This window comes from Ruegeria sp. AI3 (assembly GCF_056541245.1).
This window is the reverse complement of sequence record NZ_JBQFYA010000009.1, coordinates 91,182-103,460: the sequence shown is the minus strand read 5'-3', so window position 1 is coordinate 103,460 and position 12,279 is coordinate 91,182. Positions and strand designations below refer to the sequence as shown.

Below are 12,279 nucleotides of genomic sequence, written 5' to 3'. Positions count from 1 at the left end.
CGACCCCGAAAGATTTAGGAAGCGTAAAGCGCCAGCAGGAACGCCAGTATCGCGATGGCGACACAGCACCAGACGGTAGCCTTGATGAAGCCCTCAAAGGTTTTGGTTTGAACGGTGATGTCCATTTCGCCGTGCTTGTGTTCAGCCATGAGTCTCAGATTCCCAGTTCGCGTGTTTATCCGCTGGATAATCGAAATTTTCGGGCCTGTCACCACGTCATTCCAGCGCAGGGGTCCTGTCACCCAACACAAAACACCCCGGATAGCCAAATCCCCAGCGCCACGGCAGTCCGCTGCAGGGGCCGCCACCGAATCGGACCGCGCCGTAGAGGGCGTCCGAGGTCAGCGAATGGACCGAGCGGATCTGCTCGGGCGTCATGTCATAGCGTTCCGCATAGGCCTGCGCGTGGGTCTCGCCATGGGTTTCGACACAGACCTGCAAAGCCTGATCGGCAGCAAGGCGTGCATCATAGCTTTCAGCGGCCGTCTGCGCGCCACCGGCGTTGTGATAGGCGCGGTCATGGGTCACGCAGCAATACTCCCAAGGCGGGTGTTCCTGATACAACTCACCGATCTGAGGGAACGTATCGGCCACCCAGCGCCAGCTGGCCGACAAGCCGCCCGAGCATCCATCAGTTTCGAACGGGATCAGCTCGGCGTGGCCGCGTTGTGCAATCATGGCGCGGTGAGAGGGCATCTCGACCGCGCGCATCAGGTCTTGAGACGTGGCCGGGCTGGCCAGCAGAAACAGACCCAGCGCCAGATTACGGGCTGTCATCGCGCATCGCCTCGGTATCGACGGTCATGCCGAAAGTTGTGGCCAGCCAAAGTAGCACGCGTTCCGCCGGGCCCATCTCAGCGCGGACGCGCAGAACCTCGCGCGCCATGGCCGGGCGGTCCGTGATCAACCCATCCACCCCCATCGAGGCCATTGCCGACATCTGCAGCGGGTCGTTCACCGTCCAGACATAGATCTCCTTGCCCGCCGCGTGTACCGAGCGGATCAGTCCCGGAGACACGGTTGCCGCGTTCACAGCAACAAAATCGCCTTCCAGCCCCGCCAGGTTGCCCACTGCCGTCGCAGCCAGCACACCCGCGCGCCAATCCGGGCGCAGCGCCTTCATCTTTTGCACGGCCGGATATTTGAGCGACATGGTGGCGATGTCGTCCTGCATTTCGAACTCTTCGACCAACGCGGCGACCCGGTTTTCCAGGTCAACGTCGTGGCCGTAATATTTCAGCTCGATAATGACTTTGGATTTGCCTTTTGTCGCCTCCAGCACCTCACGCAGGGTTGGGGTGCGTTGGTCGGCATATTCAGGGCCAAACCAGCTGCCGATGTCGGTGGATTCCACATCCTCCATCGTGGCGTCCCAGATCTTGGTCGGGACCCCGGCCAGTTTCATGAAGTCACTGTCATGGGCCACGATAACAACACCATCGGCTGTCTCCTGAACGTCGATCTCAACCCAATCCGCACCATCTTCGATCGCTTTAAGAACGGAGGCCATGGTGTTTTCGGGCCGCAGCGCCGCAGCCCCCCGGTGGCCAATAACATCGGCATGATCCTCGGCTTGAACGCGTTCCAGCAGATTGTGGCCGAACCAGCCACCCAGCAGAAGAGCAGCTGCCGCCAGCCCGACCGCTGTGAACAGCGAGGCCTGCATGCGGCGCGGCGCGGGATGGGGCGGCTCATCCGTCTGAGGTTCAAAGAACTTGTCCAGCAGAACCGCCAATGCGCCCAGCGCAGAGGCGGCCAGCACCAGCCCGGCCAGAGACCACAGCCCTGCAATCGCGAGGCTATAGGTCAGCGCCAATTTTAGGTTACTGCTGCCTTGCAACGGCACCAGTCCAAACAAAAGCCCGGCCACCCATGCAATCGCCGCTGCAATCGCAAGGCGCATCGCCAGCCATGCGACCAAGGCCAGTTTCAAGCGCCCGCGTTTGCCCTCCATCCGGGACGTGCTGATATTGAACACATGCGCCGGGTGGACGTTTTCAAACAGCACCAGATGAAGTGACAGAGCCCAGCCCGACAGCTTGCGGATCAGCACCCAAGCCATGGCCAGAGCCACTGCGCCGATCAGGGCCACAGCCACCATAAAGGCGGGCGGGTGGAAGGTCAGGTAGTAGTTGATGTCGTATTCGGTCAGCGTCCACCATGCGATCAACGCCGCGACCGCCAGAAACGGCAGCGCCAACAGCAGAACCCGCAGAATAAACCGGGCCGCAAAGCCAAAAAGCGACGGCAGGCGCGACAGGACCAAGCCGATCGCCGCACTGCCTGCGCGCCACGGATCAGCCTCTCCCATCCGCAGAGAGGCTGCCATGACCGCAAAGACAAACACCTCGGCCAATAGAAAAAGGCTCAGCACCACGATGGCCGCGATGAAACCGGCGGGCGAAAGGATGAAGGCCGCGATATCCTGATCCGTCAGCGCAGTCTGATCGGACAGCGAAACCGCCAGATTGACCGCCAGAGCGACACCGGGCGCGACCAGTGCGATCAGCAGCAGCCGTACCGCAAGATAGATGGGCACAAAGACCCTGCGTCTTGCCCAGGCGCCGGAATAGGCATTTGTAACGGTTGAAAAAATGGACATGTAAACACCCTTGAATGATGCATGCATTCAAGGGTGTGCAGGCATGAATTGCAAGTCAGCTGTCTTCGAGATCCGCAGCCAGACGGAACCCGATGCGGTTGGCGGGCTTGTCCTCGACCGATTTGGGCAAGGCGCGCAGCATCACGTTCAACTGGCTGACATGCTGCACCAGCTGCGTTCGCGCGCCCGTTCCGTCCGAGCCGAAGAACGTGATGATATCTGGGTCGAAATAGCCCATCCCCTGAATCCGCATCACACCCGCGTCACCTCCGGTGAAACCCATTGCGACCTCGTGATCGCCATCCAGTGTTTTCTCGAAGTTCTGGATATAGAGGATTAGACGCTCATATGCCCATTGCGCGGCACTTTTGGTTTCAACAGGTTTTTTCAACTGCCCCGGCAGGGGTTGGGTGCCGGACTCGGCCTCGGAATCCGCGTGAACCTCATAGCACCGCGGCAGTGCATCCGCTTCAGCAGCCTCGGCCGAGGTTTCGATCTTGTCCTGCATGCATCACCCTTTGCGCTGAAACGTCCACGCCCCGTCCGCGCGTCGCGTCCGGGTAACAGCTCCACTGTGATGAAGATGGTTCATATGTGCAACCGCTTCGACCAGAGCCAGCCCGTATTCGCCTTCACGAATGGTACGCTTGAAGAGCGGGGCAAAGCACTCTGCGGCGGCTTTGGGTTGGTCCAGATATTCCAGCAGACGCTCCAACGCGCCGTGATGGTTCTCGATCAGCTGCCGCATGCGCAGCGGCAGACCGGTAAAGGGCAGCTTGTGGCCACCCAGAACCAGATGATCCGGGCGGGCCAGCTTTTGCAGCCGTTCGCAGGCCTCGATCCAGTCTGAGACCGGGTCGGCCATGGGTTCGGTCGCATAGACGCCCAGATTGGGACTGATTGAGCCAAGGATCTGATCGCCACTCAGCACCAAATGATCATCGCGGCTCCAGAGTGTTACGTGTTCGGGTGCGTGACCATTGCCCGTATGCACATCCCAGTCGCGCCCGCCGATGTGGATCACGTCGCCCTGTTTGACCCGCGTGAAACCAAGGGGCATGGGATAAACCGTATCGGCAAAGTTGAAGGGACGATCGGCCTTGCGCTTTTCCAGAAACGCAGGGTCCATACCCGCGCTCTGATAGAAATCCAGCGTCTCTTGCGGCCAGTTCTCCTGCACGTCCAGTGTCAGCATCCGCGAAAACAGCCAAGCGGTGCGGCTTGTCACCAGCTCGACCCCATGCTCGGCCTGAAACCAGCCGGCATTGCCCACGTGGTCGGGGTGGTGATGGGTGACAACAGCGCGACGAATGGGCTTTCCGGCCAGAGGGCCCGACATCAACTCAGCCCAGATGCGACGGGTTTTGTTCGAGGACATCCCGGTATCAATCACCGTCCACCCGTCGCCGTCGTCCAGCGCGTATACATTCACATGGTCCAGCGCCATCGGCAGGGGTAGGCGCATCCACAACACGCCCTCGGCTATCTCGGTTGCTTCACCGGGGGCGGGCGGCTCAGGCCACGGGTATCTGATGCCCGAAGGCTCCACGCCGTCCATCACGCGCCCAGATCCTCGGCGCTGAGAGCAAAGAGGTCATCCGCCCCATTCTGCGCCTGCGCCAGCAGACCGAGATATTCGGGCAGCAAGGCATTGATGTAAAAGCGCGCCAGTCGCGCCCGCGGGCCGTCCGGATCGGCCAAGGCTGCGGCCAAATGGTAGTGTCCGCCCAAGACCCGTGCAAAAGCGCGCGAATAGGCCGCTGCACCGGCAAAGCGCGCGTTCATATTGTCCTGCGCCACCATCCATTCGGTCGCTTCGCGCAGGGATTCCGTGGCCTCCCACACCGGACCGGCAAGATCGGGCATCTTGGAGCGGGCCTGTTCGGCATGATCTTCGATCTCATCGAGCAAGCTGGCGGCGGCGTCTCCGCCATCCATCATCTTGCGGGCGACCAAATCCATTGCTTGGATGCCGTTTGTTCCCTCATAAATCGCGGTAACGCGGACATCGCGGTAATACTGCGCCGCCCCTGTTTCTTCGACGAAGCCCATGCCGCCATGAACCTGTACACCGGTCTCGGCGACGCGCATCCCGGTCTGGGTGCCAAAGGCCTTGCCAATCGGGGTCAGTAGAGCAGCTCGTGCGGCCCAGTCGGTATCTCCGGTCGCGTGCGCCATATCAATCGCTGCGGCATTCGCCAGCATGATTGCTCGCGCCGCAAATACATCCGCCCGCATTTCGGTCAGCATCCGGCGCACGTCCGCATGGTCGATGATCGTGCCCGAGGGCGTCTTGCCCTGTTTCCGCTCCATAGCATAGGCCAGCGCGTGCTGATACGCGCCCTCGGCGACGCCGACACCCTCACCGCCGACACCCAGACGTGCGTTGTTCATCATGGTGAACATGGCTGCCATACCGCCATGCTCTTGCCCGACCAGCCAACCTGTGGCCCCATCATACTGCATGACGCAGGTCGGAGAGCCATGGAGGCCCAACTTGTGTTCCAGAGACACGACGCTCAGGTCATTGGCCGCGCCGGGATTGCCCTGTGCGTCGGGCAGGTATTTCGGCACCAGAAACAGCGAAATCCCCTTGGTGCCCGGAACCGCGTCGGGCAGACGGGCCAGAACCAGGTGGCAGATATTCTCGCAGAAATCATTGTCGCCCCAGGAGATATAGATCTTCTGCCCGGTGACCGCATAAGTGCCGTCACCATTGGGCTCTGCCCGTGTCGTCAAAGCACCTACATCTGACCCGGCCTGCGGCTCGGTTAGGTTCATCGTGCCCGAATAGGCGCCAGACATCAGCTTGGGCAGGTACAGCGCCTTGAGCGCGTCACTGGCATGCGCCTCAAGCGCTTCGATCTGACCCTGCGACATCAAGGGGGCCACCTGCAGCGACAGGCAGGCCGCGCTCATCATCTCATTGACCGCCGACGTGACGGCCATGGGCAGACCCATGCCGCCATAATCGGGGCTGCCGCTCATCCCGATCCACCCGCCTTCGGCGATGGCTTTCCAACCGTCCGAGTATCCGGGTGAGGTGCGCACGACGCCGTTTTCCAAACGCGCGGGTTCCAGATCACCGGGGCGTTGCAGCGGGGCAAGAACCTCTTCGCACATCTTTCCCGCTTCGGTAAGGATCGCGCTGACCACATCCGGGGTTGCGTCAGCGAATCTCTCGGTAGCCGTGATCTGATCGAGACCCACCACATGGCGGAACAGGAATTCATAGTCAGAAACTGGGGCGCGGTATGGCATGGCTTCCCTTGCGGTCTGTCGGCACGGCCGCACTTGGAATCTGCGATCAGCGCCGGTATGCATCTTTGCGTATTGGGATTACCTACTCTTCCCCATGTTGCAAGCAACCAAAACGCGGCGTCACCAGATATGATCCCCACCACTCTTGAGCTGACAGCTGACCCCAAAGGTATTGCCCGGGCCGCTGATCTGTTGCGTCAGGGCCTGCTGGTCGCCTTCCCGACCGAGACGGTCTATGGCCTGGGAGGTGATGCCCGAAACGGTGAGGCCGTGGCCGGGATCTACGAGGCCAAGGGACGGCCCAGTTTCAACCCGCTGATCGCCCATGTCGCCTCGGTCGAGGCGGCACAGCGGTTTGTACAATGGTCGGATCAGGCCGAGCGTTTGGCGAATGCGTTCTGGCCCGGTCCGCTGACCTTGGTTTTGCCGCTGAAGCCGGGGCACGGGGTGTCGACGCTGGTTACTGCAGGGTTGGATACTCTGGCGGTGCGCGTTCCCGCGCATCCTACGGCGCGCGCTTTGTTGGCGGCTGTTGACGGACCGGTTGCGGCACCCTCGGCCAATCCCTCGGGTCAGATCAGCCCGACAACAGCGGCCCATGTGCATGCGGGCTTGGGTGGTCGGATCGCCGCCGTTCTGGATGACGGCCCCTGCGGTGTCGGGTTGGAATCCACCATCGTCGGACTGGTCGGAGAGCCCAGTCTGCTGCGCCCCGGAGGCGTCGCGCTGGAACAGATCGAGACCGTCCTGAACACCCGCCTTCACCTGCACAAAGCGGGGGATATACTGACCGCTCCGGGGCAGTTGCAATCGCACTACGCGCCAGATGCGCCTGTCCGACTGAATGCTGAGATTGTGCAGGGGGATGAGGTTTTGTTAGGCTTCGGCCCGGTCACCTGTGACATGAACCTGTCCGAAACAAGCAATCTGACCGAGGCTGCGGCCAATCTGTTCGCCGCGCTACACAGCCTGAATGAAACCGGGCGTCCGATCGCCGTCTCACCGATCCCCGATCATGGGCTGGGGGCTGCGATCAATGACCGTCTACGCCGCGCCGCCGCGCCGCGCGACAGTTAGCTAGGCACGGCCAGCGCTGGCCGATAGGGTCAGCGGGTCGACACCCAGCGTGGCAAGGGCCTTTTCCCATTTGTCTTCATCGGGCACATCGAACACCAACTCCGAGGATGCATCCGCCGTCAGCCAGCCATTCATAGCGATCTCATCCTCCAGCTGGCCGGGCCCCCAGCCGGAATAGCCCAGCGTCAGCATCGCGTTCAGCGGGCCACGCCCCGCGGCCATATCCTCTAACACATCGAGCGTGGCCGTCATGCTGAAGTCTTCCGAAATCTGCATCGAGTGCAGGTTGGCATCATAGTCGGAGCTATGCAGTACAAAGCCCCGCGACATCTCGACCGGGCCTCCGAAATGCACCAGACGCTCACCTATGATGGGAATGCGACACGGGATGTTGAGCTGCCCCAGCAGGGTTTTGAACCGCAGATCAGAGGGTTTGTTGATGATCAACCCCATCGCGCCATCGTCGCCGTAGCTGCAGATATACACGACCGAGTGATCAAAGCGCGGATCGCCCATCCCCGGCATCGCAATCAACAGTTTTCCGGTCAGGTCCATGCGAGGTTTCTCTTGCTCGTTACCCCTCAACAATGACCCTGTGGCACTGGTATTGGCAAGGGAGCAAAGCTGATTTCAGCAGATTTCACAAAGGTGACCCGAACGTGACTTGGATTTCAGGTCCGCACGGCGCATGTAATAGGGTATGATGACTCGTATGAAATCCTCGGTTGCCCTTCTGATCGCCTGTCTGGGCCTGTCCGCACCCGCCTCGGCGCAGGGTTTGGACGGGGTTGTAGCGCTGGATGTTCTGGACGGAGGACGCACGGCCAATGGGACCTATCTGGGCGCGCTACGTCTGACCCTGAAAGAGGGTTGGAAGACCTATTGGCGCGCGCCGGGCGACGCCGGGATCCCGCCGCAATTCGATTGGAGCGGGTCCGGAAACGTGGGCGATGTGCGTATCACCTGGCCCGCGCCGGAGATTTTCGACCAGAACGGCCTGAAATCCATCGGCTACGAGGATCAACTGGTACTGCCGGTCGAGATTACCCCAAAGAACCCCGCCAAACCTGTGCGCCTGCGGGGTGAGATGGATCTGGGGGTGTGCAAGGACGTTTGCATCCCGCAGCGTCTAGATTTCGACCACAAGGTTGACTCTGATGCAGGTCGCAACCCCGCAATCGCAGCCGCTTTGGCGCAACGCCCCTACTCGGCCCGCGAAGCGCGTGTGGCAAAGGCCAGCTGCCATCTGACCCCAACCTCGGACGGTATGCAGATCGAGGCGCGGGTGACCATGCCTTCGGCCGGCGGGCAAGAGGTTGCGGTGATCGAGCCGGGGAACCCGGTCCTTTGGGCCTCGCAACCCGAAACGCAGCGGCAGGGTGCCACACTGATTGCCCGATCCGAGGTGATCAGCGCCTCGGGCGCACCTTTTGCGCTGGATCGGTCCGAGATTCGGATCACGGTTCTGGGCGCCAACCACGCTGTGGACATTCAGGGATGCTCTGCAGGCTGACCCTATGACGCAATCCCCCAAGATCGGTGCGCTGGCCGTTGTCCTGCATCAGGAAAACGTTCTGCTAGTGCAACGCAGCAAGGAACCGGATCGAGGCCTGTGGGGGTTTCCCGGCGGCCATGTGGAATGGGGTGAAACCGTCCTTCAGGCCGCAGAACGGGAATTGCTTGAGGAAACATCGGTCGCGGCTGAACCGCTGCATTATCTGGACAATCTAGATCTGCTGCGTAGGGATACGGATGGGCAGGTCTTGTCGCACTATTTGCTGGTCGGGGTGGCTTGCCGTTATCAATCGGGTACGCCCTTGGCAGGGGATGACGCGCTGGACGCGCAATGGTTTCCTATCGAGCAGATCCTCAAAGGCGACCTGCCGATGAGCAACCGTGTGGCCAGCCTTTTGCAGCTTGCGCTAAAGGCACACTAGGCCCCGGCCCGGTTTTTGAACCTGGCATAGAACATCCCGGACAGCAGTACGCTCAGGATCACGATGGGGATCGCTCCGGCTACAAACGCCCCTAGCCCCATGCGCAGAATCTCGGGGGCCTCTGCGCCTCCGTACAGACCAACCAATGGGTCTAAAGGCGCACCTGAAACCATTGGCCAGACCAGCGTCACGCCGAACCAGAGCAACAGCGCCAAAGCGGTCGCGCCAAGGGCGGCCTGCACCACACGGTCCCGCGCATAGATCGCCCGACGCATCGCGGTCATTGGACGCGCGAAATCGTTCAGGATCGCCAGCAGAGCGGGCACCAGTACCAGCACCAAGACCATTCCGAAGCCCAGCCCATAAACCAGCGTGATCACAGTCGGCTTGAGGAACTGCGCCTGTTGCGAGCCCTCATAAAGCAGTGGCGTTAGCCCCAGCACCGTCGTCAGCGTGGTCAGCATCACAGGACGCAACCGGTCGGCTGTGCCTTCGATGATCGAGGGCACCAACCCCCTCTCCTGCTGATAGCCGTCAATCGTGGTCACAAGGACAATCGAGTCGTTGACGATAATGCCCGTCATACCCAACAGCCCGACAACGGTGAACATGCTTAGCGGCACGTCCCAAATGTAGTGCCCCCAGATCGCGCCCACCAAGCCAAACGGAATGATCGACATCACCACCAGAGGCCGCGACCAGCTGGCAAACACCCAAGCCAGAACAAGATAGATGCCGGTCAGGCACAGAATCAGACCGGTGCGCGCCTCGGACAGGAACTCGTCCTCTTGTTCGCTCAAGCCCGCCATGCGCCAGTCGACCTGATATTCGCCCGCAATGCGCGGCAGTATCTCTTCGTTCATTGCGCGCCCGATTTCGGCAGCGCGGGCGGGGTCATCCTCGGAGATGTCGCCATTCACCGAAATCACCCGCAGCCCGTTCTCGCGCCGGACGGTCGAAAAGCCTGATTTACGCTCAACCGAGACGATGTCGGCCAGCGGGACATAGACCCCGTCTGGCGTGCGCATGAGGGTGCGTTCCAGGAAATCGGCGGTCAGCTCGCCCTCGGGCAGTTCCACGCGGATTTCAGCGCTGCGGGGGCCGTCGGGGAAGGTCGCGGCCTCGATCCCGTTCAACCGGTTGCGCAGCACGCGGCCCAGCGTTTCGATGCGGAAGCCCAGCGCCTGACCCTGTGCCGTCAGGTCGAGGATGTATTCCTCTTTGTCATAGGCCAGATTGTCCTCAAGCGCCGAGACCTCGGGGTATTTTGACAATTCGGTCTGCAAGTCCTCAGAGGCGGCTTTCAGCGTGTCTACATCCGCGCCGTAGAACTGCACATCAATCGCGTCCCCTCCGGGACCCGAACGCCAACCCCTGAAGCTCAGCAGCTCAACCTTGGGATGGCGAGGGACGAAATCCTGTAACTCGCCCACAAATTCGAAGCTGGAATAGGGGCGCAGGTCGGCGTCGATCAGCTCGATCGAGATACCGCCCAGCAGATCGTCATCCTTGCCCTCGGCCGCGGACAGACCGAACCCCGCACTGCCGCCAACCTCGGCCAGAACATATTCCAGAGGATTGCGCCCGTGGCGGTCCTCGTAGATCTGACCCAACTCTTCGGTGGCGCGCTGCAATTCGCGCATCATGGCAATCGTGTCGGCGCGGGTTGCCCCTTCGGCCATGATGAAATTGCCGGTGACCGAGCCACGCTCGGGCGCGTTGAAAAACCGCCAGTTCACATCGCCGCGAATGAACAGGGCAGCCTGCGTCGCCAGGATCACCAGCATCAGTGCAACCACGACATAGCGCGCCCAGATGACCCAGCCGATAAAGGGGCGAAACAGAGTGTCCCGCACCCAACGGAAGCCCCGGTTCACCACCCGGTTGGGCAGGTCATACCAGTGTTCCTTGGCCGAATGTGCAATGGCGTGGGACATGTGGTTCGGCAGGATCAGGAAGCATTCGATGAGTGAGGCCGCTAGCACCGCGATCACCGTAAAGGGGATATCACGGATCAACTCTCCGAACCGGCCACCCACAAGGGTCAGGCCGAAAAAGGCGATCACGGTGGTGATCGTGGCGGCAAAAACCGGCATGGCCATCCGGCGGGCGGCGCGTTCGGCGGCCACGATAGGCGGCTCCCCCAATCGGCGGGCTCGGAAATCGGCGTGTTCGCCCACAACGATTGCGTCATCCACCACGATCCCAAGCGTGATGATCAGACCGAACAGAGACACCATGTTCAGCGACAAACCACCGATATACATCAGCGCAATCGCTGCCGACATCGCAACCGGAATACCCGCCGCAACCCAGAAAGCAATGCGTGCGTTCAGGAACAGGAACAGCAGACACACGACAAGGCCAAGGCCGACCAGACCGTTGTCGATCAGAATATCCAGACGGTCGGTAATGGCCTGCGCGCGGGTACGGATCATCTCGACCGAGACACCTTCGGGCAGGCTGGCCTGCATCTCGCTCACCACATCCTCGACCGTGTGCTGGATCGCGATGGCATCCCCCAGATTGGACCGGTCCACCCGTACCGACATGGCCGGGTTGTCGCCGACAAAGTAACTGCGGTTGCGATTGACCCCTTCCACCCGGATCTGCGCCACGTCGCCGACAAACAGTTTCGATCCGTCCGCAAAGGTCCTCAGAGCGATGGTCTCGATCTCTTCCGGCGTACGCTTTTCTGCGCCGGTCCGGATGCGCGCGTTGGCGCCCGTCACGTCCCCCGCTGGGCTGGCATTGACCTCAGCCGAAATAGCCGAGGCGATGTCGGCCAAAGCCACATCATTGGCAATCAGCTGCGCTGTGGGCACCTCAACCACCACACGCGGGGCGGCCAGACCGCGGATCGTTGTCCGGGTCACGCCAGCGGCAAACAGGCGGTTGATCAGCTCATCGGTGAACTTGGCCAGTTGGTCCGGATCAACCGGGCCGGTGACGACAACATCTGTCACCCGATCGCGCCAGGCCCCCCGTCGGATCGTGGGCTCTTCGGCATCTTCGGGCAGATTGGTGACGCTGTCGACGGCGGTGCGCACCTCCTCAACGGCGCGGGACATGTCCCAGTTCGGCTCGAACTCCAGCCGGATACTGGCAGAGCCTTCACGAGAGGTCGCCGTGGTGCTTGCCACGCCTTCGACCGCCAGCAATTCAGGTTCGAGCAGTTGGACGATGCCATTGTCGACATCTTCGGGACCGGCCCCTTCCCATTCGACATTCACGTCGACTCGTTCCAGAACCACATCCGGAAAGAACTGTGCACGCATATTCGGAATGGCCGCCGCCCCCAGAACCAGCATCACCAGCAACAGAAGGTTGGCCACAGTTTTGTGGCGGGTGAAATAGCTCAGGATACCTCCGGCAGCGCTGGGAATTTCGCGCATCATGGCG

11 protein-coding genes are annotated in these 12,279 nt (G+C 61.3%); 3 read left to right on the top strand and 8 right to left on the bottom strand.

The genetic code is table 11. From position 1 onward, the window contains the following. Positions 1-14: 14 nt before the first annotated feature. The 6 genes from ACRZ95_RS14485 to ACRZ95_RS14460 form a co-directional block, all read right to left on the bottom strand. The gene (locus ACRZ95_RS14485) at positions 15-149 is read right to left on the bottom strand and encodes an aa3-type cytochrome c oxidase subunit IV (RefSeq protein ID WP_170379077.1); all 135 of its coding nucleotides are present in this window, start codon (positions 147-149) and stop codon (positions 15-17) included. Positions 150-216: 67 nt separating this feature from the next. Then, the gene (locus ACRZ95_RS14480; protein ID WP_170678674.1) at positions 217-777 is read right to left on the bottom strand and encodes a hypothetical protein; all 561 of its coding nucleotides are present in this window, start codon (positions 775-777) and stop codon (positions 217-219) included. Continuing rightward, a complete protein-coding gene (locus ACRZ95_RS14475) occupies positions 764-2,602 on the bottom strand; it encodes a glycerophosphodiester phosphodiesterase (protein WP_170678672.1) in 1,839 nt (612 codons plus the stop codon). The genes ACRZ95_RS14480 and ACRZ95_RS14475 overlap by 14 nt, the downstream gene beginning before the upstream one ends. A 55-nt stretch (positions 2,603-2,657) precedes the next feature. Continuing rightward, the gene (locus ACRZ95_RS14470) at positions 2,658-3,110 is read right to left on the bottom strand and encodes a DUF6173 family protein (RefSeq protein WP_170379083.1); all 453 of its coding nucleotides are present in this window, start codon (positions 3,108-3,110) and stop codon (positions 2,658-2,660) included. Between the two features lie 3 nt (positions 3,111-3,113). Beyond that, the gene (locus ACRZ95_RS14465; protein WP_170678961.1) at positions 3,114-4,160 is read right to left on the bottom strand and encodes an MBL fold metallo-hydrolase; all 1,047 of its coding nucleotides are present in this window, start codon (positions 4,158-4,160) and stop codon (positions 3,114-3,116) included. Beyond that, the gene (locus ACRZ95_RS14460) at positions 4,160-5,863 is read right to left on the bottom strand and encodes an acyl-CoA dehydrogenase (protein WP_170678670.1); all 1,704 of its coding nucleotides are present in this window, start codon (positions 5,861-5,863) and stop codon (positions 4,160-4,162) included. Before ACRZ95_RS14460 ends, ACRZ95_RS14465 begins: the two co-directional genes overlap by 1 nt. A 129-nt stretch (positions 5,864-5,992) precedes the next feature. Here ACRZ95_RS14460 and ACRZ95_RS14455 point away from each other — a divergent pair, with 129 nt between their 5' ends. Further along, entirely contained in the window at positions 5,993-6,940 is a 948-nt protein-coding gene (locus tag ACRZ95_RS14455; protein WP_170678668.1) for an L-threonylcarbamoyladenylate synthase, read from the top strand. Here ACRZ95_RS14455 and ACRZ95_RS14450 read toward each other — a convergent pair whose 3' ends face one another. Continuing rightward, complete coding sequence (locus ACRZ95_RS14450) at positions 6,941-7,495, bottom strand: YqgE/AlgH family protein (protein ID WP_170678666.1); 555 nt, start codon at positions 7,493-7,495, stop codon at positions 6,941-6,943. A gap of 145 nt (positions 7,496-7,640) precedes the next feature. Between ACRZ95_RS14450 and ACRZ95_RS14445 the strand changes: the two genes are divergently transcribed. Continuing rightward, positions 7,641-8,453 carry a protein-disulfide reductase DsbD domain-containing protein gene (locus ACRZ95_RS14445; protein ID WP_170678664.1) on the top strand — a complete coding sequence of 271 codons (813 nt, stop codon included), beginning with the start codon at positions 7,641-7,643 and terminating at the stop codon, positions 8,451-8,453. A 4-nt stretch (positions 8,454-8,457) separates the two neighbouring features. After that, entirely contained in the window at positions 8,458-8,877 is a 420-nt protein-coding gene (locus tag ACRZ95_RS14440; protein ID WP_170639865.1) for an NUDIX hydrolase, read from the top strand. On the opposite strand, the gene ACRZ95_RS14435 is transcribed toward ACRZ95_RS14440, so the two are convergent. Beyond that, the gene (locus ACRZ95_RS14435) at positions 8,874-12,275 is read right to left on the bottom strand and encodes an efflux RND transporter permease subunit (RefSeq protein ID WP_170678662.1); all 3,402 of its coding nucleotides are present in this window, start codon (positions 12,273-12,275) and stop codon (positions 8,874-8,876) included. The genes ACRZ95_RS14440 and ACRZ95_RS14435 overlap by 4 nt on opposite strands. Positions 12,276-12,279: the final 4 nt, after the last annotated feature.